Origin of the sequence: Escherichia sp. WS3227_2 (assembly GCF_046486495.1) — a bacterium.
GTDB lineage: Bacteria > Pseudomonadota > Gammaproteobacteria > Enterobacterales > Enterobacteriaceae > Escherichia > Escherichia coli.
Genome location: NZ_JBJQLG010000012.1, coordinates 163,170 through 189,328, shown reverse-complemented (window position 1 = coordinate 189,328; position 26,159 = coordinate 163,170). Strand labels below are relative to the sequence as shown.

25 protein-coding genes are annotated in these 26,159 nt (G+C 51.1%); 17 read left to right on the top strand and 8 right to left on the bottom strand.

The genetic code is table 11. The features are described 5' to 3' along the window. Positions 1-376 precede the first annotated feature (376 nt). Together ACJHXB_RS17855 and mdtD are read left to right on the top strand one after the other, a co-directional pair. A complete protein-coding gene (locus ACJHXB_RS17855) occupies positions 377-1,069 on the top strand; it encodes a FadR/GntR family transcriptional regulator (RefSeq protein ID WP_001131177.1) in 693 nt (230 codons plus the stop codon). A gap of 22 nt (positions 1,070-1,091) precedes the next feature. Beyond that, entirely contained in the window at positions 1,092-2,519 is a 1,428-nt protein-coding gene (gene mdtD / locus ACJHXB_RS17850; RefSeq protein ID WP_001280852.1) for a multidrug transporter subunit MdtD, read from the top strand. Here mdtD and rbsR read toward each other — a convergent pair. The 7 genes from rbsR to kup all read right to left on the bottom strand — a co-directional run bounded on the left by rbsR (position 2,485) and on the right by kup (position 10,388). After that, the gene (gene rbsR / locus ACJHXB_RS17845; protein WP_000224462.1) at positions 2,485-3,477 is read right to left on the bottom strand and encodes a ribose operon transcriptional repressor RbsR; all 993 of its coding nucleotides are present in this window, start codon (positions 3,475-3,477) and stop codon (positions 2,485-2,487) included. The two genes, mdtD and rbsR, sit on opposite strands and share 35 nt — an antisense overlap. Before the next feature lie 3 nt (positions 3,478-3,480). Further along, positions 3,481-4,410: a ribokinase gene (gene rbsK, locus ACJHXB_RS17840; protein ID WP_001361088.1), complete on the bottom strand. Its 930-nt coding sequence runs from the start codon at positions 4,408-4,410 to the stop codon at positions 3,481-3,483. Positions 4,411-4,535: 125 nt separating this feature from the next. After that, positions 4,536-5,426, bottom strand: a complete 891-nt coding sequence (gene rbsB, locus ACJHXB_RS17835) for a ribose ABC transporter substrate-binding protein RbsB (protein ID WP_001056273.1) — start codon at positions 5,424-5,426, stop codon at positions 4,536-4,538. Positions 5,427-5,450: 24 nt separating this feature from the next. Continuing rightward, entirely contained in the window at positions 5,451-6,416 is a 966-nt protein-coding gene (rbsC, locus tag ACJHXB_RS17830; RefSeq protein WP_000211858.1) for a ribose ABC transporter permease, read from the bottom strand. Between the two features lie 4 nt (positions 6,417-6,420). Then, entirely contained in the window at positions 6,421-7,926 is a 1,506-nt protein-coding gene (gene rbsA, locus ACJHXB_RS17825; RefSeq protein ID WP_000387770.1) for a ribose ABC transporter ATP-binding protein RbsA, read from the bottom strand. A gap of 7 nt (positions 7,927-7,933) precedes the next feature. Continuing rightward, on the bottom strand, positions 7,934-8,353 hold the full coding sequence (gene rbsD, locus ACJHXB_RS17820) for a D-ribose pyranase (protein ID WP_000715936.1): 420 nt from the start codon (positions 8,351-8,353) through the stop codon (positions 7,934-7,936). A gap of 166 nt (positions 8,354-8,519) precedes the next feature. Then, entirely contained in the window at positions 8,520-10,388 is a 1,869-nt protein-coding gene (gene kup / locus ACJHXB_RS17815) for a low affinity potassium transporter Kup (protein WP_000102319.1), read from the bottom strand. A 222-nt stretch (positions 10,389-10,610) separates the two neighbouring features. On the opposite strand from kup, the gene ravA reads away from it, so the two are divergent. Beyond that, on the top strand, positions 10,611-12,107 hold the full coding sequence (gene ravA, locus ACJHXB_RS17810) for an ATPase RavA (RefSeq protein ID WP_001316743.1): 1,497 nt from the start codon (positions 10,611-10,613) through the stop codon (positions 12,105-12,107). Continuing rightward, positions 12,101-13,552: an ATPase RavA stimulator ViaA gene (gene viaA, locus ACJHXB_RS17805; RefSeq protein ID WP_000956619.1), complete on the top strand. Its 1,452-nt coding sequence runs from the start codon at positions 12,101-12,103 to the stop codon at positions 13,550-13,552. The genes ravA and viaA overlap by 7 nt, the downstream gene beginning before the upstream one ends. 4 nt (positions 13,553-13,556) lie before the next feature. Here the strand turns inward: viaA and asnA are convergent, their stop codons facing one another. After that, entirely contained in the window at positions 13,557-14,549 is a 993-nt protein-coding gene (asnA, locus tag ACJHXB_RS17800) for an aspartate--ammonia ligase (RefSeq protein WP_000845110.1), read from the bottom strand. Positions 14,550-14,700: 151 nt separating this feature from the next. Between asnA and asnC the strand changes: the two genes are divergently transcribed. From asnC to ACJHXB_RS17735, 13 genes are all read left to right on the top strand, one after another. Next, positions 14,701-15,159 (top strand): transcriptional regulator AsnC, encoded by a 459-nt coding sequence (gene asnC / locus ACJHXB_RS17795; RefSeq protein ID WP_000432970.1) that lies wholly within the window; start codon positions 14,701-14,703, stop codon positions 15,157-15,159. Positions 15,160-15,248: 89 nt separating this feature from the next. Continuing rightward, positions 15,249-15,692 carry an FMN-binding protein MioC gene (gene mioC, locus ACJHXB_RS17790; protein WP_000763742.1) on the top strand — a complete coding sequence of 148 codons (444 nt, stop codon included), beginning with the start codon at positions 15,249-15,251 and terminating at the stop codon, positions 15,690-15,692. Positions 15,693-16,070: 378 nt separating this feature from the next. Further along, the gene (gene mnmG / locus ACJHXB_RS17785; protein WP_000499761.1) at positions 16,071-17,960 is read left to right on the top strand and encodes a tRNA uridine-5-carboxymethylaminomethyl(34) synthesis enzyme MnmG; all 1,890 of its coding nucleotides are present in this window, start codon (positions 16,071-16,073) and stop codon (positions 17,958-17,960) included. 63 nt (positions 17,961-18,023) lie between these two features. Further along, positions 18,024-18,647 carry a 16S rRNA (guanine(527)-N(7))-methyltransferase RsmG gene (rsmG, locus tag ACJHXB_RS17780; protein ID WP_000932863.1) on the top strand — a complete coding sequence of 208 codons (624 nt, stop codon included), beginning with the start codon at positions 18,024-18,026 and terminating at the stop codon, positions 18,645-18,647. 616 nt (positions 18,648-19,263) lie between these two features. Further along, a complete protein-coding gene (gene atpI, locus ACJHXB_RS17775) occupies positions 19,264-19,644 on the top strand; it encodes a F0F1 ATP synthase subunit I (protein WP_000116695.1) in 381 nt (126 codons plus the stop codon). Positions 19,645-19,652: 8 nt separating this feature from the next. After that, a complete protein-coding gene (gene atpB / locus ACJHXB_RS17770) occupies positions 19,653-20,468 on the top strand; it encodes a F0F1 ATP synthase subunit A (RefSeq protein WP_000135618.1) in 816 nt (271 codons plus the stop codon). Positions 20,469-20,514: 46 nt separating this feature from the next. Beyond that, on the top strand, positions 20,515-20,754 hold the full coding sequence (gene atpE / locus ACJHXB_RS17765) for a F0F1 ATP synthase subunit C (RefSeq protein WP_000429386.1): 240 nt from the start codon (positions 20,515-20,517) through the stop codon (positions 20,752-20,754). 61 nt (positions 20,755-20,815) lie between these two features. Next, positions 20,816-21,286 (top strand): F0F1 ATP synthase subunit B, encoded by a 471-nt coding sequence (gene atpF / locus ACJHXB_RS17760; protein ID WP_001052219.1) that lies wholly within the window; start codon positions 20,816-20,818, stop codon positions 21,284-21,286. A gap of 14 nt (positions 21,287-21,300) precedes the next feature. Next, the gene (gene atpH, locus ACJHXB_RS17755; protein WP_001288587.1) at positions 21,301-21,834 is read left to right on the top strand and encodes a F0F1 ATP synthase subunit delta; all 534 of its coding nucleotides are present in this window, start codon (positions 21,301-21,303) and stop codon (positions 21,832-21,834) included. Positions 21,835-21,846: 12 nt separating this feature from the next. After that, a complete protein-coding gene (gene atpA, locus ACJHXB_RS17750; RefSeq protein WP_001176745.1) occupies positions 21,847-23,388 on the top strand; it encodes a F0F1 ATP synthase subunit alpha in 1,542 nt (513 codons plus the stop codon). 50 nt (positions 23,389-23,438) lie between these two features. Beyond that, a complete protein-coding gene (atpG, locus tag ACJHXB_RS17745; RefSeq protein WP_000896498.1) occupies positions 23,439-24,302 on the top strand; it encodes a F0F1 ATP synthase subunit gamma in 864 nt (287 codons plus the stop codon). 26 nt (positions 24,303-24,328) lie between these two features. Then, the gene (gene atpD / locus ACJHXB_RS17740) at positions 24,329-25,711 is read left to right on the top strand and encodes a F0F1 ATP synthase subunit beta (RefSeq protein WP_000190506.1); all 1,383 of its coding nucleotides are present in this window, start codon (positions 24,329-24,331) and stop codon (positions 25,709-25,711) included. A 20-nt stretch (positions 25,712-25,731) separates the two neighbouring features. Next, positions 25,732-26,151, top strand: coding sequence for a F0F1 ATP synthase subunit epsilon (locus tag ACJHXB_RS17735; RefSeq protein ID WP_001251965.1), 420 nt, complete (start codon positions 25,732-25,734; stop codon positions 26,149-26,151). The last annotated feature ends 8 nt before the right edge of the window (positions 26,152-26,159 follow it).

Here is a 26,159-nt window from a genome sequence, read left to right as displayed (position 1 = left end):
GAGTGCCCACACAGATTGTCTGATAAATTGTTAAAGAGCAGTGCCGCTTCGCTTTTTCTCAGCGGCGCGGGGTGTGCATAATACGCTTTCCCGCTACAGAGTCAAGCATTTATTTTTGCTTTCTCTGCCGGAATTCTCAGGAGAACCCCGCTGACCCGGCGGCGTGTTTGCCGTTGTTCCGTGTCAGTGGTGGCGCATTATAGGGAGTTATTCCGGCCTGACAAGAGGAAATTTAAAATAATTTTCTGACCGCGCATTTTTTCAGCAAAAGCCCCGTTAATGTGCCATAAAACAAGCAATTTGCCGTTTTTGCAACCGTAATCACACTTCCTGGTGGCATACTAAGGAGGAATAAAAAGAAAAAGGAAGATTAGTAATGCCTTTAAGCGCACAACAGTTAGCTGCACAGAAAAACCTTTCGTATGTTCTGGCTGAGAAGCTGGCGCAACGCATCTTAAAAGGTGAATATGAACCCGGCACCATTTTGCCCGGTGAGATTGAGCTGGGCGAGCAATTTGGAGTGAGTCGTACAGCGGTACGCGAAGCGGTCAAAACGTTAACGGCAAAAGGGATGGTTTTACCGCGACCGCGAATTGGTACCCGGGTAATGCCACAATCGAACTGGAATTTTCTTGATCAGGAATTGCTTACCTGGTGGATGACAGAAGAGAACTTTCATCAGGTCATCGATCACTTTCTGGTTATGCGTATCTGTCTGGAGCCGCAAGCTTGCCTACTGGCTGCAACGGTTGGCACCGCGGAACAGAAGGCGCATCTCAATACGTTAATGGCCGAAATGGTGGCATTAAAAGAGAACTTTCGCCGTGAACGCTGGATTGAGGTCGATATGGCCTGGCATGAGCATATCTATGAAATGAGCGCCAATCCGTTTTTGACCTCATTCGCCTCGCTATTCCATTCGGTTTATCACACTTACTTCACGTCAATTACCAGCGACACAGTGATAAAGCTGGATCTGCATCAGGCGATTGTCGATGCGATTATCCAAAGCGATGGCGACGCGGCATTTAAAGCTTGTCAGGCGCTGCTACGCTCACCTGATAAGTGATAACCCGATAACAGGACATTGAATGAGCGATAAAAAGAAGCGCAGTATGGCGGGTTTGCCGTGGATCGCGGCGATGGCCTTCTTCATGCAGGCACTTGATGCCACTATTCTGAATACCGCCTTACCCGCAATCGCTCATAGCCTTAATCGTTCTCCTCTCGCGATGCAATCAGCCATCATCAGTTATACGCTGACGGTGGCGATGCTTATTCCTGTAAGCGGATGGCTAGCCGATCGCTTCGGTACGCGTCGCATATTTACCCTTGCCGTGAGTCTGTTCACGTTGGGTTCTCTGGCCTGCGCACTTTCTAACTCGCTACCACAGCTGGTTGTCTTCCGGGTTATTCAGGGGATAGGCGGCGCAATGATGATGCCTGTTGCTCGGCTGGCCTTACTGCGCGCTTATCCTCGTAATGAGCTTCTTCCTGTATTGAATTTTGTCGCCATGCCGGGTCTGGTGGGGCCAATTTTAGGCCCCGTTCTTGGCGGCGTGCTGGTCACCTGGGCAACCTGGCACTGGATATTTTTAATCAATATCCCCATAGGTATTGCGGGCCTTCTTTACGCGCGCAAACATATGCCCAATTTCACCACCGCACGACGCAGATTCGATATCACTGGCTTTTTGCTGTTTGGCCTTAGCCTTGTTCTATTCTCAAGCGGAATAGAGCTATTCGGGGAAAAGATTGTCGCCAGTTGGATTGCCTTGACGGTAATTGTCACCAGCATCGGGTTACTGCTTCTCTATATTCTCCATGCACGACGCACGCCAAACCCATTAATTTCATTAGATTTATTTAAAACCCGCACTTTCTCGATCGGTATCGTAGGTAATATTGCAACCCGTCTGGGGACCGGCTGTGTACCGTTCCTTATGCCATTGATGTTACAGGTAGGATTTGGTTATCAGGCGTTTATTGCCGGCTGTATGATGGCACCGACAGCGTTAGGTTCCATTATTGCAAAATCGATGGTTACCCAAGTCTTACGTCGTCTGGGCTATCGCCATACATTAGTGGGGATCACGGTGATTATTGGGCTAATGATCGCTCAGTTCTCTTTGCAATCACCGGCAATGGCGATATGGATGCTGATCTTGCCGTTGTTTATATTAGGGATGGCTATGTCGACGCAATTTACCGCGATGAATACCATCACACTTGCCGATCTGACCGATGACAACGCCAGCAGCGGTAACAGTGTTCTGGCGGTCACGCAGCAACTGTCTATCAGTTTAGGCGTTGCTGTAAGTGCGGCCGTCCTTCGCGTTTATGAAGGGATGGAAGGCACAACGACTGTCGAACAATTCCACTATACGTTTATCACGATGGGCATTATTACTGTTGCTTCAGCAGCAATGTTCATGCTTCTGAAAACAACCGATGGTAATAATTTGATCAAAAGACAGCGTAAATCTAAGCCGAACCGCGTTCCATCAGAATCGGAGTAAGTTGTAATCGTTGTTGCTGAAGGGTCGGTTGGGTTATCCGATGGATGAGTACATCAATCGCCAGCTCCCCTAGTTCATCTTTCGGTTGGTGGATAGTGGTTAATGGTGGCGTCATAAAGCTTGCCAGTTCGATATCGTCATAGCCAATCACCGCAATATCCTGCGGAACTTGTAACTCTGCCTGATACAGCGCCTGGTAAACGCCAACAGCCATAGCGTCATTTCCGGTAAAGACGGCCTGAGGACGCAGCGGATGTAATAACAGTTGGCGCATAGCGTCAAACCCGCCGTTAAATTCAAAATCACCAGTGACTTCATAGCCATCAGGAATGTTGAGACCCGCACGTTTCATCGCCGCCCGATAACCTTCCAACCGCAGGCGTGCCGGAGTTTTATCCAGCGGGCCGGTAATACAGGCGATACGGGTATGACCTTTATCGATCAGATATTGCGTTGCTAAGTCTCCGCCCAGCAACGAGTTATCCTGAATAAGATCGCTGTCGCCATCGAACGGAGCCCAGTCCATCATCACAGTAGGCACTGTCGGATAACGTTGCATGATTTCACGCGAAGGTTGATGCGTTTCGGTGCACAGTAACAGCAAGCCATCAACGCGTTTTTGCATCAGCGTTTCCAGATTGCGATTCATCCGCTGTTCATCGCCTTCGGTATTGCAAAGGACAAGACTATAACCGCGTTCGAAGCAACTGCGTTCAACGCCACGCACCAGTTCAGAATAGAAAGGATTGGTACTGGCAGTGATCAACATGCCAATGGTATGTGTTTGATTGAGTTTGAGGCTACGCGCCAGGGCTGATGGCGCGTAATTGAGTTCTTTAATCGCCGCTTCAACTTTGGCGGTAATCGCTTCACTGACGAAGCGATCTTTATTGATAACGTGAGAAACTGTTGAGGTAGAAACGCCCGCCAGGCGGGCAACATCTTTCATTGTAGCCAAGCGTCACCTCTGCCTGTCTAAAAATGCGTCGATCTCTTCACGCCACGGTACGGAAGGTTGTGCGCCTTTACGTGTTACGGCAATCGCAGCGGCAGCATGAGCAAACCGAATCGCCTCTGGCAATGGTTTTTCTTCCAGCAACGCCGTGATTAACGCGCCGTTAAAGGTATCTCCGGCAGCAATGGTATCGACAGCCTGCACCCGGAATCCAGGAACGCGCTGACCTTCACCATTCACGCTAGCCCATACACCACGACTTCCTAAAGTAATCAGTACAGTACGGATACCTTTTTCATGCAGTACCTGCGCCGCCTTCGCTGCATCTTCATCATTTTCAACACGAATACCGGTGAGCTTTTCTGCTTCCGTTTCGTTTGGCGTAATAATGTCCACCAGTGCCAGCAGTTCGTCAGGAAGTTCGCGAGCCGGAGCCGGGTTAAGCGCAACGATAGTCTTATTTTGATGGGCGATTTTCGCCGCTGCCATCACACTTTCGAGTGGTGATTCCAGCTGCATTAATAATGCTGACGCGTTGGCAATACGCTCACGTTGCGCTTCCACCAGTGCCGGGGAAAGGGCAGCATTAGCGCCGGCATGAATACCGATGACATTCTCACCTTCGCCATTAACAAAAATCAGCGCCACACCTGTTGATTCGCCTTTGATCACGCTGACCGGAGAAATATCGATGTTATCAGTGGCGAGCTGCTGGCGAACGCTCTCACCAATGCTGTCATCGCCAGTGCAGGCAATAAACGCGATATTCGCACCGCTACGCCCAGCAGCCACAGCCTGATTAGCGCCTTTGCCGCCAAATGCAACCTGATAGTGGTTACCGGTTACGGTTTCGCCTGGGGTAGGAAAAGATTGAAGATTAAGAATGTGGTCAGCATTAATGCTGCCAAGAACAACGAGGCTGCCTGCGTTTTGCATATTCGGGATGTCCATAAAATGCGCCACCGTGTTAGGGTGGCGCGTGCCCTGCTTTTCTTTATATTACACGTTCATCTGTCGATGCCGTATTTATGTCACCATCAGGTCATACAACCTGATTAAAACTACTGCTTAACAACCAGTTTCAGATCAACCGGATACTTAGCCTGAACTTTCTCACCTTTCAGTACTTTATCGGCGGTTTCGACGCCTTTCGCGCCAATCTGATCGGGTAGCTGAGCGATAGTCGCTGCTAGTTTGCCATCATTCACCGCTTTTTCGCCATCCGGTGTACCGTCAAATCCGACGACCATCACATCCGATTTACCGGCAGTTTGCAGTGCGCGCAGCGCGCCCAGCGCCATTTCATCATTCTGCGCGAATACAGCCTGAACATCCGGATGTGCGGTCAACAGGTTCTGCATTACGTTCAAACCTTTAGTGCGATCAAAATCTGCTGGCTGGCTGGCAAGAACATTAAACTTGTGAGCAGCAACAGCCTGCTGGAAGCCTTCGCCACGTTCACGGGCTGCGGATGTACCGGCAATGCCTTGCAGCTCGATAACTTTGGCACCTTCACCCGCTTTCTTCGCGATGTAATCACCGGCGATTTTGCCGCCCAGTACGTTATCAGAAGCAATGTGGCTCACCACTTCACCTTTCGTTGCCTGGCGGTCAAGAGTGATAACCGGGATGTTCGCCTGGTTAGCCATCTTCACAGCATTACCCACTGCGTCGGAGTCGGTCGGGTTAATCAGCAGAATTTTGGTGCCGCGAACGGTTAAGTCCTGCACGTTCGCCAGCTCTTTCGCCGGGTTATTCTGGGAGTCCAGCACCACCAGGTTATAGCCAAGTTTATCCGCCTCTTTCTGCGCGCCATCTTTCAGCGATACAAAGAACGGGTTGTTAAGCGTGGAGACCACCAGCGCGATGGTGTCTTTTGCCATCGCATTCGCACTGACGGTGGCGCTTAGCGCAACAGCGGAAACCAGGGTAGCCAGTTTTTTCATGTTCATATTCAAGATGTCCTGTAGTCGTTATTACTGCTTTTTGTTGTCTACCAGCACCGCCAGCAAAATCACCACCGCTTTGACGATCATCTGGTAATAGGAGGAAACACCTAACAAATTCAATCCATTATTAAGGAAGCCAAGAATTAATGCGCCGATCAACGTCCCAACAATGCGACCTTTTCCGCCCGCCAGACTCGTACCGCCCAGAACCACCGCAGCAATAGCATCCAGCTCATAGCCAGTCCCCGCCGTGGGTTGTGCGGAGGAGAGACGCGCCACTTCAATGATCCCGGCCAGCGATGCCAGCAGACCACAAAGAGAATAGACGATGATTTTGATTTTATTGACGTTGATACCAGAAAGACGCGTTGCCGCTTCGTTGCCGCCCAGCGCGTAGATGTAACGCCCCAAACGCGTGTGATGCAGCATGTACCAGGCCGCGAGGAAGACAATACCCATGATCCAGACTGGCGTCGGTACGCCCAGCGGACGACCAATACCAAACCAGCCAAACAGATCGGCGTTCTCAGTAAAGCCGGTATTCACTGGGCTACCGTTGGTATAAACCATGGTCACGCCGCGCAGTAAAAGCATCATAACCAGCGTAGCGATAAACGCCTGGACGCGACCTTTCGCTACAATCACCCCGGTTACCGCACCAATTGCGGCACCTAACGCGAGAGCAGCAGCAACAGCCACCAGCGCATTGACTTCAATGCCGACGATAGATGCAGCAACTGCGCCGGTCAGCGCCAACAGAGAACCTACCGACAAGTCGATGCCCGACGTCAGGATCACCAGCGTCATCCCGACTGCCATAATGGCGTTCACCGAGGTTTGCTGGAGAATATTGAATAAGTTATTGATGGTGAAAAAGTTCGGACTTAACGTCGAGACAATCGCGATCAGCACCAGCAGAGCGATAAGCGATTTCTGCTCCATCAGCCACGCTTTCGTGAAATAACGGCGACCAGAGACAGTCTGGGTTGTCATTTTTTTACTCCTGATTCACGCGATTAAGCTTGCCCACAGCGGCAGCCATTAACACTTCCTGGGTGGCCTGCTCACGAGTAAATTCCCCGCTGAGATGCCCTTCATGCATGACGATGATGCGATCGCTCATGCCTAATACTTCTGGCATCTCCGATGACACCAGAATGATGCTCAAGCCATCGGCTTTGAACTGGTTAATCAGTTGATAGATCTCTTTTTTCGCGCCGACATCTACGCCACGGGTAGGCTCATCGAGGATCAACACTTTGGGGCGTGTCATCAGACCACGGGCAATCGCCACTTTTTGCTGATTGCCACCGGAAAGCAGACCAATTGCCTGTTCCATCGACGGCGTTTTCACATTAAACAGACGAATGAAATCACTTACTGCCTGCTGTTCATCGGCATGCTTCAAACTGCCGCCAGCGCGGCTGAAGTAGCGCAGCGCGGTCAGCGACATATTCTCTTTTACTGACATGCCCAGCACTAAACCGTCACGTTTACGGTCTTCGGAGATATACACAATGCCGTTTGCCAGGCCATCCTGCGGTGAACGGGTAACAACTTCATGCCCATCCAGGGTGACGTAACCGCTGGTGCGCGGCAGTGCGCCGTAGAGCACTTTCATCAGTTCGGTACGACCTGCGCCCATCAAACCAGAGACGCCAAGAATTTCGCCTTTGCGTAAAGTAAAAGAGACATCGTTAACGCCAGGTCCGCAGAGATTATCGACTTTCAGGCGAATATCTCCTGGCGCTTTGTCCAGGTGCGGATATTGATCTTCCAGCTTGCGGCCCACCATCATCTCAATCAGCGAATCTTCGGTCAGTGATGCTACTTCACGCTCAGCAATAAATTGCCCATCACGAAAAACGGTAACGTCATCGCAAATCTCGAAGATTTCTTTCATGCGGTGGGAAATATAGACAATACCGCGGCCTTGCGATTTCAGCTCGCGGATGACGCGGAACAAGGATTCGGTTTCGGTATCGGTCAGCGCATCGGTCGGTTCATCCATAATGATGACTTTCGACTCAAAGCTCAGCACTTTGGCTATTTCAACCATTTGCTGGTCACCGATGGAAAGATCGCCCACTAACTTGTCGCTTTTAAAGCGCAGGTTAAGTTTAGCCAGCAATTTATCCGCTTCGGCATACATGGTTTTCCAGTCAATTTTGCCAAAGCGATTAACAAACTCACGACCGAGGAAAATGTTTTCGGCAATGGTCAACTGCGGGATCAGGTTCAGTTCCTGATGGATAATCCCAATCCCGGCTTCCTGGGAAGATTTCGGCCCGGTAAACGTCGTTTCTTTCCCCAGCCATAAAAGCGTACCGGCATCGCGAGTATAGATACCCGTAAGCACTTTCATCATGGTGGATTTACCCGCACCGTTTTCGCCCACCAGCGCCATCACGCGGCCAGGATAGACATTTAACGCTGCACCCGAGAGGGCTTTTACGCCCGGGAAGGCTTTATCGATGCCTTTAAGCTGAAGTAATGCTTCCATGACGGCCTCAGAACGTCACGCCAGCACAGAGAATGATATTCGCATACGGAGAACATTCTCCGCTGCGAATTACCGCCTGACTTTCTGCGGTTTGTTGTTTGAATTGTTCATGCGTGGTGTAACGAATTTCAATGGTATTTCCCTGGTGTTTTTGCAGCTGCTCAAGGTGAGTGAGCAACGTTTCGTGGAGTTGCGGATTATGTTGTTTGATCTCTTCCGCGATAATGGCTGCCTCGACCTGCATTTCATTTGTGACGACGCCCAGCACCTGCATAAAAGAAGGTACACCCTGGGTTAATGCCATATCGATACGCGTTGTACTTTTGGGGATGGGTAAACCTGCATCACACACCACCAGCGTATCGGTATGTCCCAGTCGGGAGATCACCGATGAAATATCAGAATTAAGAACGGTGCCTTTTTTCATTTTTTTCTCCATCAGCGAAACGTTTCGCTGACCCGCAGTTTAATCCTGACTGAGTTGGGAAAACCATCGTGAAGTTACGGAAATGTGATCAACCTCGAAACGTTTTACATGGTGATTAACCATGAAAACAAAAACGCCCCCTTATGGAGAAAGGAGGCGTCTGGCGTTAGATTTCGACCTGAGTACCCAGTTCGATAACCCTGTTTGGCGGGATTTCAAATTGATCCGGCGCACGCAGCGCATTACGTTGCAACAGCAAGTACAGCTTACCGCGCAGACGCAAATACCACGGGCGTTTGCCGAGGATCAACGACTCATGCGACATAAAGAAGGAGGTTTCCATCATCCGGCAACTTAATCCTTCCAGACCGCAGCGGTGGAATACTTCTTCCACGTTTGGCGTTTCTCGCCAACCATAACTTGCCACCACGCGCCAGAACGTGGGCGACAGTTGTTCAATCTGTACCCGACGGACGTTATGGACATATGGCGCATCTTCGGTGCGCAGAGTTAACAGAATCACCCGCTCATGCAATACCTTGTTATGTTTAAGGTTATGCATCAGCGCAAAGGGAATGACGTTGATTGCACGTGACATATACACCGCGGTCCCGGGCACGCGAACGGGCGGTGATTTCTCCAGCGAAGCAATCATCGCCTCCAGAGAGTTACCATGTTCATGCATCCGCCGCAGCAAACGGAAACGTTCGCTCTTCCAGGTGGTCATCACGATAAACATCACCGTACCGAGGCTCAATGGCAACCAGCCGCCGGAGAGCAGTTTATCGAGGTTAGCGGTGAACAATGGAATATCGACACAAAGGAAAGCAATCAGGATCAGCGCAACAAAATACTTATTCCAGTGCCAGTTCTGACGTGCCACGGTAGTCGAGAGAATAGACGTCAGCACCATGGTTCCGGTCACCGCAATCCCGTACGCCGCCGCCAGGTTGCTGGAGTGCTCAAAGCTGACAATCACAATCACGACCGCGACATAGAGCATCCAGTTCACAAACGGAATATAGATTTGCCCTGACTCCATTTCGGAGGTGTGAATAATGCGCATCGGCGACAAATATCCCAGACGTACCGCCTGACGCGTCAATGAGAAGACGCCAGAGATAACAGCCTGCGAGGCGATTACCGTCGCCAGTGCGGCGATGATCAGCAGCGGGATCAGCGCCCAGTCCGGTGCCAACAGGAAGAACGGGTTCTTAATTGCTTCCGGGTTCTTTAACAACAGCGCTCCCTGACCGAAGTAATTAAGAGTTAAGGAAGGCAATACGACGGTGAACCACGCCAGACGAATCGGGAACTTACCAAAGTGCCCCATATCAGCATACAGCGCCTCGACCCCCGTAATCGACAGCACCACTGCCCCTAATGCAATAAAAGAAACCGTTTTGTATTCAAGGAAGAAATGCACCGCCCACATCGGATTCAGCGCATGCAGCACTTCCGGGTTAGCAATAATGCTACGTAACCCCAGTCCTGCCAGAATCAAAAACCAGGTCAGCATGATCGGCGCAAACAGCTTACCGACCATAGCCGTGCCATGTTTTTGAATCATAAATAATAAAGTGAGAACGATAATTGAGAGGGGAACTATCCAGGTATCCAGCTGCGGGGCGACGATTTCCAGACCTTCAATGGCTGACATCACCGAAATAGCGGGTGTTATGACGACTTCACCATAGAAAAAGCTGCCGCCGATTAGCCCCATAATCACCAGCATTGATGTGGTTCGCGCCGACGTATTACGCCCGGCAAGCGACATCAACGTCAGGATCCCCCCTTCACCGGCGTTATCTGCCCGCATCACGAAGGTGAGATATTTAATGGAAACCACAAAGATTAGCAGCCAGAAGATCAACGATAAAAAGCCAAACACGGCATCGCGTTCAACGCCAAAACCAAACTGGCCGGACAAACATTCACGAAGTGTATATAACGGGCTGGTACCAATATCGCCGTAGACAACTCCAATCGCCGCGAGGGTAATCGCGGGCAATGATTGCTTATTATCAGTGCTCATAGACTAGTCTTTCGTTGAAATATGAAATGTGTGCTTAGTCCCTTGGCCCACAAAAAAGCGCACAGTATGCACGATTAACGGCAAAATCGTACTCCTAAATGCGGCCACATTAACCTGGCTCAAAGAAAAATACCCCCCCTTTGAGACTATTTTAGCCACCAGCAAGAAACGTCTATACTCGCAATTTACGCAGAACTTTTGACGAAAGGACGCCACTTCATTATGGCTCACCCTCATTTATTAGCGGAAAGAATTTCCCGCCTGAGCAGTTCGTTGGAAAAGGGGCTTTATGAACGTAGCCACGCCATCCGCTTGTGTTTATTAGCGGCATTAAGTGGTGAAAGTGTGTTCCTCCTTGGCCCGCCAGGCATTGCCAAAAGTTTGATCGCCCGGCGCTTAAAATTCGCCTTTCAGAATGCCCGCGCGTTTGAATATCTGATGACCCGCTTCTCCACGCCGGAAGAAGTTTTTGGTCCCCTTTCTATTCAGGCGCTAAAAGATGAAGGGCGCTATGAACGTTTAACCAGCGGTTACCTGCCGGAAGCAGAAATCGTCTTTCTGGATGAGATCTGGAAAGCGGGTCCGGCAATTCTTAATACCCTGCTCACCGCCATTAACGAGCGCCAGTTCCGTAACGGTGCACACGTAGAAAAAATCCCGATGCGCCTGCTGGTGGCGGCCTCCAACGAGCTGCCGGAAGCAGACAGCAGTCTGGAAGCGTTATATGACCGCATGCTGATTCGTCTGTGGTTAGATAAAGTGCAGGATAAAGCGAATTTCCGCTCCATGCTGACCAGTCAACAGGATGAAAACGACAATCCGGTTCCTGCCTCCTTGCAGGTCACAGATGAAGAATATGAACGCTGGCAGAAAGAGATTGGTGAAATTACGCTGCCCGATCATGTATTTGAGCTGATTTTTATGCTGCGCCAGCAACTGGATAAATTACCGGATGCGCCTTATGTCTCGGATCGTCGCTGGAAAAAAGCGATTCGATTATTGCAGGCCAGCGCCTTTTTTAGCGGTCGCAGTGCTGTTGCCCCGGTTGATCTCATTTTGCTGAAAGATTGCCTGTGGTATGACGCGCAAAGCCTGAATTTGATACAACAACAAATTGATGTATTGATGACCGGTCATGCCTGGCAACAGCAAGGAATGTTGACCCGCCTGGGCGCGATTGTGCAACGTCACCTGCAACTCCAGCAGCAACAAAGCGATAAAACAGCCTTAACGGTAATTCGTCTGGGCGGCATTTTCAGCCGTCGTCAGCAGTATCAACTTCCTGTTAACGTTACTGCTTCCACTCTGACTCTGCTGCTGCAAAAACCGTTAAAACTGCATGATATGGAAGTGGTTCATATCTCCTTTGAGCGTAACGCGCTGGAACAGTGGCTGAGTAAAGGTGGTGAAATTCGCGGCAAACTGAACGGTATCGGCTTTGCCCAGAAATTGAATCTGGAAGTGGATAGCGCCCAACATCTTGTTGTACGCGATGTAAGTTTACAAGGCAGTACGCTGGCACTTCCCGGTTCATCGGCTGAAGGTCTGCCAGGTGAAATAAAACAACAACTGGAAGAGCTTGAAAGCGACTGGCGCAAGCAACACGCTTTATTCAGCGAACAGCAAAAATGTCTGTTTATCCCTGGCGACTGGTTAGGTCGCATTGAAGCCAGCCTACAGGATGTCGGCGCACAGATTCGCCAGGCACAACAATGCTAACGCTGGATACGCTTAATGTGATGCTGGCCGTCAGCGAAGAGGGATTGATCGAAGAGATGATCATCGCGCTGCTGGCCTCACCGCAGCTGGCAGTCTTCTTTGAAAAATTCCCACGACTGAAGGCGGCAATCACTGATGATGTTCCCCGCTGGCGTGAGGCGCTGCGCAGTCGGCTGAAAGATGCCCGAGTCCCGCCGGAACTCACCGAAGAGGTGATGTGCTATCAGCAAAGTCAGCTCCTCTCCACGCCGCAGTTTATTGTGCAGCTACCACAGATCCTGGACTTACTGCATCGTCTGAATTCCCCATGGGCAGAACAAGCCCGACAGTTGGTTGATGCTAACAGCACGATCACTTCAGCGTTACACACGCTATTTCTCCAGCGTTGGCGTTTAAGTCTGATCGTGCAAGCAACGACGTTAAATCAACAGCTATTAGAAGAAGAACGCGAACAACTGTTGAGTGAAGTTCAGGAACGCATGACGCTGAGCGGACAACTTGACCCGATTCTCGCAGATAACAATACCGCAGCTGGTCGTCTGTGGGATATGAGCGCCGGTCAGCTTAAACGTGGCGACTATCAGTTGATTGTGAAATACGGTGAATTTCTTAACGAACAGCCGGAACTGAAACGCCTGGCAGAGCAGCTGGGGCGTTCCCGGGAAGCCAAATCAATACCGCGCAACGATGCGCAGATGGAAACCTTCCGCACCCTGGTGCGCGAACCGGCGACAGTTCCTGAGCAGGTTGATGGTCTGCAACAAAGCGATGATATTTTACGTCTCCTGCCGCCAGAACTGGCGACACTGGGGATAACGGAACTGGAGTATGAGTTTTACCGTCGGCTGGTGGAAAAACAGTTGCTCACCTATCGCCTGCACGGTGAGTCGTGGCGAGAAAAAGTGATCGAACGCCCGGTGGTGCATAAAGATTACGACGAACAGCCGCGCGGACCGTTTATTGTCTGCGTGGATACTTCCGGCTCAATGGGCGGCTTTAATGAACAGTGTGCGAAAGCGTTCTGCCTGGCCTTGATGCGCATTGCTCTCGCTGAAAACCGGCGCTGCTATATTATGTTATTTTCCACCGAGATCGTCCGTTATGAGCTTTCAGGCCCACAAGGCATCGAACAAGCAATCCGTTTTTTAAGCCAGCAGTTTCGTGGCGGCACCGATCTGGCCAGTTGTTTTCGCGCCATTATGGAACGCTTGCAAAGCCGGGAATGGTTTGATGCCGATGCGGTGGTGATTTCTGATTTTATCGCCCAGCGGTTGCCTGACGACGTGACGAGCAAAGTGAAAGAGTTGCAGCGGGTACATCAGCATCGCTTTCATGCCGTGGCGATGTCTGCACATGGCAAACCCGGCATCATGCGCATTTTCGATCATATCTGGCGCTTTGATACCGGGATGCGAAGCCGCCTGCTCAGACGCTGGCGGCGATAAATTATTACAGCAGAGAAGGGACGCTCTCGCGAACAGCTGCCGGCCATACACCACACTGAACCTGGCCGATATGTGGCAGTTGCAGCAGCAGCATGGTCAAACGAGACTGCCCGATACCGCCGCCGATGGTCTGCGGCATTTCACCGCGCAGCAGCGCCTGATGCCACTCCAGCTCCAGGCGATCTTCGTCACCGGTCAGCGCCAGCTGATGCTTCAGCGTGTTGGCATCCACGCGGATCCCCATGGAAGAAAGCTCAAACGCATCTTCCAGTACCGGGTTCCATACCAGAATATCGCCGTTCAGACCCGCATGGCCCAGCTCTGACGGGGTGCTCCAGTCATCATAATCCGGTGCGCGCACGTCGTGACGATGACCATCACTCAACTTGCCGCCAATCCCGACGAGGAATACCGCGCCAAGATCTTTCGCAATCGCCCGCTCACGCCCTTTGGCATCGAGATCCGGATAACGAGACAGTAACTCCTGGCTGTGTACGAAGTGGATCTGATCCGGCAGGAACGGTGCCAGGCCAAACTCTTCGCTAACCGCAGCTTCGGTTGCTTTAATTCCCGCCCAGATCGCCTCTACCGTGCTTTTCAGAGTCGAGAATTGACGCTCGCCGTCGCCCATTACGCGTTCCCAGTCCCACTGGTCAACATAGACCGAGTGCAGCGGGGAAAGACGGTCTTCATCGGGGCGAAGGGCTTTCATGTGCGTGTACAGCCCTTCGCCCGCGCTGAAGTCGTGTTGCCCTAAGGTCTGACGTTTCCATTTCGCCAGTGAATGAACCACTTCGAACTGGGCATCAGGCAGAGCTTTCACTTTTACCTGTACCGCTTTTTCACAGCCCGACAAGTTATCCTGCGTGCCATCCCCCACACGGCTAAGAATCGGCGCCTGGACTTCGATCAGCCCCAGACGTTCTTCCAGTTGACGAGAAAAGTGAGATTTCACGAAGCTAATTTGACGTTGTTTGGCAATGTAAGCGGTTTTCATTTTTTATACTCCTGCGTCCTGTTGCTTATGATTAAGCAACAAAAACCGACACACATGCAATAATCATTCAATAAAAAGCCTCACACACTTTTGATTCATTAAAAAAGAAGGCTAAAATAGAATGAATCATCAATCCGCATAAGAAAATCCTATGGAAAATTATCTAATCGACAATCTGGACCGTGGCATCCTGGAAGCATTAATGGGCAATGCGCGCACCGCTTACGCCGAACTGGCGAAACAATTTGGCGTCAGTCCGGGGACGATTCACGTTCGAGTAGAGAAAATGAAGCAGGCGGGGATCATTACCGGGGCGCGTATTGATGTCAGCCCGAAGCAGCTCGGTTATGACGTAGGCTGCTTTATCGGCATTATATTAAAGAGCGCCAAAGACTATCCTTCCGCGCTGGCGAAACTGGAAAGCCTTGATGAAGTCACTGAAGCCTATTACACCACCGGCCACTACAGCATCTTTATAAAAGTGATGTGCCGTTCGATCGACGCTCTCCAGCATGTACTTATCAACAAGATCCAAACAATTGATGAAATTCAGTCCACCGAGACATTGATCGTCCTGCAAAACCCGATCATGCGTACCATCAAGCCCTGATCGGCTTTTTTAATCCCATACTTTTCCACAGGTAGATCCCAACGCGTTCACAGCGTACAATACGCCACTCTTAATAAAGGTGGCGGTTTATGGCAGATATCACTCTTATCAGCGGCAGCACCCTCGGCGGTGCCGAATATGTGGCAGAACACCTGGCTGAAAAGCTGGAAGAGGCGGGTTTTACCACCGAAACGCTGCACGGTCCGCTGTTGGAAGATTTATCTGCCTCGGGGATCTGGCTGGTTATCAGCTCCACCCACGGTGCCGGAGATATTCCGGATAACCTTTCTCCTTTCTATGAAGCATTGCAGGAACAGAAGCCCGATCTTTCTGCGGTCCGCTTTGGCGCTATCGGTATTGGCAGTCGTGAATATGACACCTTTTGTGGGGCTATCGATAAACTCGAGGCTGAACTCAAAAATTCCGGTGCAAAACAGACAGGCGAAACACTGAAGATCAACATTCTTGATCACGACATTCCGGAAGATCCGGCAGAAGAATGGCTGGGATCGTGGATTAATTTACTCAAATAAGTATACAGATCGTGCGATCTACTGTGGATAACTCTGTCAGGAAGCTTGGATCAACCGGTAGTTATCCAAAGAACAACCGCTGTTCAGTTTTTGAGTTGTGTATAACCCCTCATTCTGATCCCAGCTTATACGGTCCAGGATCACCGATCATTCACAGTTAATGATCCTTTCCAGGTTGTTGATCTTAAAAGCCGGATCCTTGTTATCCACAGGGTAGTGCGATCCTAATAAGAGATCACAATAGAACAGATCTCTAAATAAATAGATCTTCTTTTTAATACCCAGGATCCCAGGTCTTTCTCAAGCCGACAAAGTTGAGTAGAATCCACGGCCCGGGCTTCAATCCATTTTCATACCGCGTTATGCGAGGCAATCACCATGTTTTATCCGGATCCTTTTGACGTCATCATCATTGGCGGGGGTCATGCAGGCACCGAGGCCGCGATGGCCGCGGCGCGTATGGGTCAACAGACTCTGCTTTTGACACACAATATCGACACTCTGGGGCAGATGAGCTGCAACCCGGCGATCGGCGGTATTGGGAAGGGACATCTGGTAAAAGAAGTGGATGCACTCGGCGGTCTGATGGCGAAAGCGATCGATCAGGCGGGTATCCAGTTTAGGATACTAAACGCAAGCAAGGGACCAGCGGTTCGCGCTACCCGTGCTCAGGCGGATCGTGTGCTCTACCGGCAGGCGGTACGTACGGCGCTGGAGAACCAACCGAACCTGATGATCTTCCAGCAGGCGGTTGAAGATCTTATTGTCGAAAACGATTGCGTGGTTGGTGCTGTTACCCAAATGGGACTGAAGTTCCGTGCCAAAGCCGTCGTGCTCACCGTTGGGACGTTCCTCGACGGTAAAATTCATATCGGTCTGGATAACTACAGCGGTGGTCGTGCTGGTGATCCGCCGTCCATTCCGCTCTCTCGCCGTTTGCGTGAACTGCCGCTGCGCGTTGGTCGTCTGAAAACCGGGACACCGCCGCGTATTGATGCGCGTACTATCGACTTCAGCGTGCTGGCGCAACAGCATGGCGATAACCCAATGCCGGTATTCTCGTTTATGGGTAATGCGTCCCAGCATCCACAGCAGGTGCCGTGTTATATCACCCATACCAACGAGAAAACCCATGATGTGATCCGCAGTAACCTCGATCGTAGCCCAATGTATGCAGGGGTGATCGAAGGTGTCGGCCCACGCTACTGCCCGTCGATCGAAGACAAAGTCATGCGCTTCGCCGACAGAAATCAGCATCAGATCTTCCTTGAACCGGAAGGGCTGACCTCAAACGAAATTTATCCGAACGGTATCTCCACCAGCCTGCCGTTCGATGTGCAGATGCAAATCGTCCGCTCCATGCAGGGGATGGAAAACGCGAAGATCGTGCGTCCGGGTTATGCCATTGAGTATGACTTCTTCGATCCACGCGACCTGAAACCGACGCTGGAGAGCAAGTTTATCCAGGGGCTGTTCTTTGCTGGTCAGATTAACGGCACTACCGGTTACGAAGAAGCCGCTGCGCAAGGTTTGCTGGCTGGTCTTAACGCTGCCCGTCTGTCTGCTGACAAAGAAGGTTGGGCTCCGACGCGTTCTCAGGCGTATCTCGGCGTACTGGTTGATGACCTGTGCACTTTAGGAACCAAAGAACCGTATCGTATGTTTACCTCGCGCGCAGAATATCGTCTGATGCTGCGCGAAGATAATGCAGATCTGCGTTTGACTGAAATCGGTCGTGAACTGGGCCTGGTGGATGACGAACGTTGGGCGCGCTTTAACGAGAAACTTGAGAATATCGAGCGTGAGCGTCAGCGCCTGAAATCGACCTGGGTAACCCCGTCGGCGGAAGCTGCAGCCGAAGTGAATGCTCACCTGACTGCGCCGCTTTCCCGTGAAGCCAGTGGTGAAGATCTGCTGCGTCGTCCGGAAATGACTTATGAAAAATTAACCACGCTGACGCCGTTTGCCCCTGCGTTGACAGACGAACAGGCGGCGGAACAGGTTGAGATTCAGGTTAAATACGAAGGTTATATCGCGCGCCAGCAAGATGAGATCGAAAAGCAGCTGCGTAACGAGAACACCCTGCTACCAGCGACGCTGGATTACCGCCAGGTATCCGGTCTTTCTAACGAAGTGATCGCCAAACTTAACGATCACAAACCGGCCTCTATCGGTCAGGCTTCGCGTATTTCTGGCGTCACGCCTGCGGCCATCTCCATTCTGCTGGTGTGGCTGAAAAAACAGGGTATGCTGCGTCGTAGCGCATAACGCATTAAAAATGCCTGGTAAGCACCCGCTTACCGGGCAACGCATCAAGAACAGGTAATCACCGTGCTCAACAAACTCACCTCTCTGCTGAAAGACGCAGGAATTTCGCTTACCGATCACCAGAAAAACCAGCTAATTGCCTACGTGAATATGCTGCATAAATGGAATAAAGCGTACAACCTGACTTCGGTCCGCGATCCTAATGAGATGCTGGTACGCCATATTCTCGATAGCATTGTGGTGGCACCGTATCTGCAAGGTGAACGGTTTATCGATGTCGGCACCGGACCAGGACTGCCTGGCATTCCACTCTCTATCGTACGTCCTGAAGCCCACTTCACGTTGTTGGATAGCCTTGGTAAACGCGTGCGTTTCCTTCGTCAGGTGCAACATGAGCTTAAACTGGAGAATATTGAGCCAGTACAGAGCAGGGTAGAAGAGTTTCCTTCTGAGCCGCCATTTGATGGCGTAATTAGCCGCGCTTTTGCCTCTCTGAACGATATGGTGAGCTGGTGCCACCATCTTCCTGGTGAGCAAGGTCGTTTCTACGCGCTGAAAGGCCAAATGCCGGAAGATGAAATCGCTTTGTTGCCCGAAGAATATCAGGTCGAATCAGTGGTTAAACTTCACGTTCCGGCCCTGGATGGCGAACGTCATCTGGTGGTGATTAAAGCAAATAAAATTTAATTTTTATCAAAAAAATCATAAAAAATTGACCGGTTAGACTGTTAACAACAACCAGGTTTTCTACTGATATAACTGGTTACATTTAACGCCACGTTCACTCTTTTGCATCAACAAAGTAACGTGGCTTTTTTTGGTAAGCAGAAAATAAGTCATAAGTGAAAATATCAGTCTGCTAAAAATCGGCGCTAAGAATCATCATTGGCTGTTAAAGCATTATTAAAAATGTCAATGGGTGGTTTTTGTTGTGTAAATGTCATTTATTAAAACAGTATCTGTTTTTAGACTGAAATATCATAAACTTGCAAAGGCATCATTTGCCAAGTAAATAAATATGCTGTGCGCGAACATGCTCAATATGTGATCTGAAGCACGCTTTATCACCAGTGTTTACGCGTTATTTACAGTTTTTCATGATCGAACATGGTTTGCAGAAAAGTCGCAATTGTATGCACTGGAAAAATATTTAAACATTTATTCACCTTTTGGCTACTTATTGTTTGAAATCACGGGGGCGCACCGTATAATTTGACCGCTTTTTGATGCTTGACTCTAAGCCTTAAAGAAAGTTTTATACGACACGCGGCATACCTCGAAGGGAGCAGGAGTGAAAAACGTGATGTCTGTGTCGCTCGTGAGTCGAAACGTTGCTCGGAAGCTTCTGCTCGTTCAGTTACTGGTGGTGATAGCAAGTGGATTGCTGTTCAGCCTCAAAGACCCCTTCTGGGGCGTCTCTGCAATAAGCGGGGGCCTGGCAGTCTTTCTGCCTAACGTTTTGTTTATGATATTTGCCTGGCGTCACCAGGCGCATACACCAGCGAAAGGCCGGGTGGCCTGGACATTCGCATTTGGCGAAGCTTTCAAAGTTCTGGCGATGTTGGTGTTACTGGTGGTGGCGTTGGCGGTTTTAAAGGCGGTATTCTTGCCGCTGATCGTTACGTGGGTTTTGGTGCTGGTGGTTCAGATACTGGCACCGGCTGTAATTAACAACAAAGGGTAAAAGGCATCATGGCTTCAGAAAATATGACGCCGCAGGATTACATAGGACACCACCTGAACAACCTTCAGCTGGACCTGCGTACATTCTCGCTGGTGGATCCACATAACCCCCCAGCCACCTTCTGGACAATCAATATTGACTCCATGTTCTTCTCGGTGGTGCTGGGTCTGTTGTTCCTGGTTTTATTCCGTAGCGTAGCCAAAAAGGCGACCAGCGGTGTGCCAGGTAAGTTTCAGACCGCGATTGAGCTGGTGATCGGCTTTGTTAATGGTAGCGTGAAAGACATGTACCATGGCAAAAGCAAGCTGATTGCTCCGCTGGCCCTGACGATCTTCGTCTGGGTATTCCTGATGAACCTGATGGATTTACTGCCTATCGACCTGCTGCCGTACATTGCTGAACATGTACTGGGTCTGCCTGCACTGCGTGTGGTTCCGTCTGCGGACGTGAACGTAACGCTGTCTATGGCACTGGGTGTATTTATCCTGATTCTGTTCTACAGCATCAAAATGAAAGGCATCGGCGGCTTCACGAAAGAGTTGACGCTGCAGCCGTTCAATCACTGGGCGTTCATTCCTGTCAACTTAATCCTTGAAGGGGTAAGCCTGCTGTCCAAACCAGTTTCACTCGGTTTGCGACTGTTCGGTAACATGTATGCCGGTGAGCTGATTTTCATTCTGATTGCTGGTCTGTTGCCGTGGTGGTCACAGTGGATCCTGAATGTGCCGTGGGCCATTTTCCACATCCTGATCATTACGCTGCAAGCCTTCATCTTCATGGTTCTGACGATCGTCTATCTGTCGATGGCGTCTGAAGAACATTAATTTACCAACACTACTACGTTTTAACTGAAACAAACTGGAGACTGTCATGGAAAACCTGAATATGGATCTGCTGTACATGGCTGCCGCTGTGATGATGGGTCTGGCGGCAATCGGTGCTGCGATCGGTATCGGCATCCTCGGGGGTAAATTCCTGGAAGGCGCAGCGCGTCAACCTGATCTGATTCCTCTGCTGCGTACTCAGTTCTTTATCGTTATGGGTCTGGTGGATGCTATCCCGATGATCGCTGTAGGTCTGGGTCTGTACGTGATGTTCGCTGTCGCGTAGTAAGCGTTGCTTTTATTTAAAGAGCAATATCAGAACGTTAACTAAATAGAGGCATTGTGCTGTGAATCTTAACGCAACAATCCTCGGCCAGGCCATCGCGTTTGTCCTGTTCGTTCTGTTCTGCATGAAGTACGTATGGCCGCCATTAATGGCAGCCATCGAAAAACGTCAAAAAGAAATTGCTGACGGCCTTGCTTCCGCAGAACGAGCACATAAGGACCTTGACCTTGCAAAGGCCAGCGCGACCGACCAGCTGAAAAAAGCGAAAGCGGAAGCCCAGGTAATCATCGAGCAGGCGAACAAACGCCGCTCGCAGATTCTGGACGAAGCGAAAGCTGAGGCAGAACAGGAACGTACTAAAATCGTGGCCCAGGCGCAGGCGGAAATTGAAGCCGAGCGTAAACGTGCCCGTGAAGAGCTGCGTAAGCAAGTTGCTATCCTGGCTGTTGCTGGCGCCGAGAAGATCATCGAACGTTCCGTGGATGAAGCTGCTAACAGCGACATCGTGGATAAACTTGTCGCTGAACTGTAAGGAGGGAGGGGCTGATGTCTGAATTTATTACGGTAGCTCGCCCCTACGCCAAAGCAGCTTTTGACTTTGCCGTCGAACACCAAAGTGTAGAACGCTGGCAGGACATGCTGGCGTTTGCCGCCGAGGTAACCAAAAACGAACAAATGGCAGAGCTTCTCTCTGGCGCGCTTGCGCCAGAAACGCTCGCCGAGTCGTTTATCGCAGTTTGTGGTGAGCAACTGGACGAAAACGGTCAGAACCTGATTCGGGTTATGGCTGAGAATGGTCGTCTTAACGCGCTCCCGGATGTTCTGGAGCAGTTTATTCACCTGCGTGCCGTGAGTGAGGCTACCGCTGAGGTAGACGTCATTTCCGCTGCCGCACTGAGTGAACAACAGCTCGCGAAAATTTCTGCTGCGATGGAAAAACGTCTGTCACGCAAAGTTAAGCTGAATTGCAAAATCGATAAGTCTGTAATGGCAGGCGTTATCATCCGAGCGGGTGATATGGTCATTGATGGCAGCGTACGCGGTCGTCTTGAGCGCCTTGCAGACGTCTTGCAGTCTTAAGGGGACTGGAGCATGCAACTGAATTCCACCGAAATCAGCGAACTGATCAAGCAGCGCATTGCTCAGTTCAATGTTGTGAGTGAAGCTCACAACGAAGGTACTATTGTTTCTGTAAGTGACGGTGTTATCCGCATTCACGGCCTGGCCGATTGTATGCAGGGTGAAATGATCTCCCTGCCGGGTAACCGTTACGCTATCGCACTGAACCTCGAGCGCGACTCTGTAGGTGCGGTTGTTATGGGTCCGTACGCTGACCTTGCCGAAGGCATGAAAGTTAAGTGTACTGGCCGTATCCTGGAAGTTCCGGTTGGCCGTGGCCTGCTGGGCCGTGTGGTTAACACTCTGGGTGCACCAATCGACGGTAAAGGTCCGCTGGATCACGACGGCTTCTCTGCTGTAGAAGCAATCGCTCCGGGCGTTATCGAACGTCAGTCCGTAGATCAGCCGGTACAGACCGGTTATAAAGCCGTTGACTCCATGATCCCAATCGGTCGTGGTCAGCGTGAATTGATCATCGGTGACCGTCAGACCGGTAAAACCGCACTGGCTATCGATGCCATCATCAACCAGCGCGATTCCGGTATCAAATGTATCTATGTCGCTATCGGCCAGAAAGCGTCCACCATTTCTAACGTGGTACGTAAACTGGAAGAGCACGGCGCACTGGCTAACACCATCGTTGTGGTAGCAACCGCGTCTGAATCCGCTGCACTGCAATACCTGGCACCGTACGCTGGTTGCGCAATGGGCGAATACTTCCGTGACCGCGGTGAAGATGCGCTGATCATTTACGATGACCTGTCTAAACAGGCTGTTGCTTACCGTCAGATCTCCCTGCTGCTCCGTCGTCCGCCAGGACGTGAAGCATTCCCGGGCGACGTATTCTACCTCCACTCTCGTCTGCTGGAGCGTGCTGCGCGTGTTAACGCCGAATACGTTGAAGCCTTCACCAAAGGTGAAGTGAAAGGGAAAACCGGTTCTCTGACTGCGCTGCCGATTATCGAAACTCAGGCGGGTGACGTTTCTGCGTTCGTTCCAACCAACGTAATCTCCATTACCGATGGTCAGATCTTCCTGGAAACCAACCTGTTCAACGCCGGTATTCGTCCTGCGGTTAACCCGGGTATTTCCGTATCCCGTGTTGGTGGTGCAGCACAGACCAAGATCATGAAAAAACTGTCCGGTGGTATCCGTACCGCTCTGGCACAGTATCGTGAACTGGCAGCGTTCTCTCAGTTTGCATCCGACCTTGACGATGCAACACGTAAACAGCTTGACCACGGTCAGAAAGTGACCGAACTGCTGAAACAGAAACAGTATGCGCCGATGTCCGTAGCGCAACAGTCTCTGGTTCTGTTCGCAGCAGAACGTGGTTACCTGGCGGATGTTGAACTGTCGAAAATCGGCAGCTTCGAAGCCGCTCTGCTGGCTTACGTCGACCGTGATCACGCTCCGTTGATGCAAGAGATCAACCAGACCGGTGGCTACAACGACGAAATCGAAGGCAAGCTGAAAGGCATCCTCGATTCCTTCAAAGCAACCCAATCCTGGTAACGTCTGGCGGCTTGCCTTAGGGCAGGCCGCAAGGCATTGAGGAGAAGCTCATGGCCGGCGCAAAAGAGATACGTAGTAAGATCGCAAGCGTCCAGAACACGCAAAAGATCACTAAAGCGATGGAGATGGTCGCCGCTTCCAAAATGCGTAAATCGCAGGATCGCATGGCGGCCAGCCGTCCTTATGCAGAAACCATGCGCAAAGTGATTGGTCACCTTGCACACGGTAATCTGGAATATAAGCACCCTTACCTGGAAGACCGCGACGTTAAACGCGTGGGCTACCTGGTGGTGTCGACCGACCGTGGTTTGTGCGGTGGTTTGAACATTAACCTGTTCAAAAAACTGCTGGCGGAAATGAAGACCTGGACCGACAAAGGCGTTCAATGCGACCTCGCAATGATCGGCTCGAAAGGCGTGTCGTTCTTCAACTCCGTGGGCGGCAATGTTGTTGCCCAGGTCACCGGCATGGGGGATAACCCTTCCCTGTCCGAACTGATCGGTCCGGTAAAAGTGATGTTGCAGGCCTACGACGAAGGCCGTCTGGACAAGCTTTACATTGTCAGCAACAAATTTATTAACACCATGTCTCAGGTTCCGACCATCAGCCAGCTGCTGCCGTTACCGGCATCAGATGATGATGATCTGAAACATAAATCCTGGGATTACCTGTACGAACCCGATCCGAAGGCGTTGCTGGATACCCTGCTGCGTCGTTATGTCGAATCTCAGGTTTATCAGGGCGTGGTTGAAAACCTGGCCAGCGAGCAGGCCGCCCGTATGGTGGCGATGAAAGCCGCGACCGACAATGGCGGCAGCCTGATTAAAGAGCTGCAGTTGGTATACAACAAAGCTCGTCAGGCCAGCATTACTCAGGAACTCACCGAGATCGTCTCGGGGGCCGCCGCGGTTTAAACAGGTTATTTCGTAGAGGATTTAAGATGGCTACTGGAAAGATTGTCCAGGTAATCGGCGCCGTAGTTGACGTCGAATTCCCTCAGGATGCCGTACCGCGCGTGTACGATGCTCTTGAGGTGCAAAATGGTAATGAGCGTCTGGTGCTGGAAGTTCAGCAGCAGCTCGGCGGCGGTATCGTGCGTACCATCGCAATGGGTTCCTCCGACGGTCTGCGTCGCGGTCTGGATGTAAAAGACCTCGAACACCCGATCGAAGTCCCGGTAGGTAAAGCGACTCTGGGCCGTATCATGAACGTACTGGGTGAACCGGTCGACATGAAAGGCGAGATCGGTGAAGAAGAGCGTTGGGCAATTCACCGCGCAGCACCTTCCTACGAAGAGCTGTCAAACTCTCAGGAACTGCTGGAAACCGGTATCAAAGTTATCGACCTGATGTGTCCGTTCGCTAAGGGCGGTAAAGTTGGTCTGTTCGGTGGTGCGGGTGTAGGTAAAACCGTAAACATGATGGAGCTTATTCGTAACATCGCGATCGAGCACTCCGGTTACTCTGTGTTTGCGGGCGTAGGTGAACGTACTCGTGAGGGTAACGACTTCTACCACGAAATGACCGACTCCAACGTTATCGACAAAGTATCCCTGGTGTATGGCCAGATGAACGAGCCGCCGGGAAACCGTCTGCGCGTTGCTCTGACCGGTCTGACCATGGCTGAGAAATTCCGTGACGAAGGTCGTGACGTTCTGCTGTTCGTTGACAACATCTATCGTTACACCCTGGCCGGTACGGAAGTATCCGCACTGCTGGGCCGTATGCCTTCAGCGGTAGGTTATCAGCCGACCCTGGCGGAAGAGATGGGCGTTCTGCAGGAACGTATCACCTCCACCAAAACTGGTTCTATCACCTCCGTACAGGCGGTATACGTACCTGCGGATGACTTGACTGACCCGTCTCCGGCAACCACCTTTGCGCACCTTGACGCAACCGTGGTACTGAGCCGTCAGATCGCGTCTCTGGGTATCTACCCGGCCGTTGACCCGCTGGACTCCACCAGCCGTCAGCTGGACCCGCTGGTGGTTGGTCAGGAACACTACGACACCGCGCGTGGCGTTCAGTCCATCCTGCAACGTTATCAGGAACTGAAAGACATCATCGCCATCCTGGGTATGGATGAACTGTCTGAAGAAGACAAACTGGTGGTAGCGCGTGCTCGTAAGATCCAGCGCTTCCTGTCCCAGCCTTTCTTCGTGGCAGAAGTATTCACCGGTTCTCCGGGTAAATACGTCTCCCTGAAAGACACCATCCGTGGCTTTAAAGGCATCATGGAAGGCGAATACGATCACCTGCCGGAGCAGGCGTTCTACATGGTCGGTTCCATCGAAGAAGCTGTGGAAAAAGCCAAAAAACTTTAACGCCTTAATCGGAGGGTGATATGGCAATGACTTACCACCTGGACGTCGTCAGCGCAGAGCAACAAATGTTCTCTGGTCTGGTCGAGAAAATCCAGGTAACGGGTAGCGAAGGTGAACTGGGGATCTACCCTGGCCACGCACCGCTGCTCACCGCCATTAAGCCTGGTATGATTCGCATCGTGAAACAGCACGGTCACGAAGAGTTTATCTATCTGTCTGGCGGCATTCTTGAAGTGCAGCCTGGCAACGTGACCGTTCTGGCCGACACCGCAATTCGCGGCCAGGATCTCGACGAAGCGCGAGCCATGGAAGCGAAACGTAAGGCTGAAGAGCACATTAGCAGCTCTCACGGCGACGTAGATTACGCTCAGGCGTCTGCGGAACTGGCCAAAGCGATCGCGCAGCTGCGCGTTATCGAGTTGACCAAAAAAGCGATGTAACACCGGCT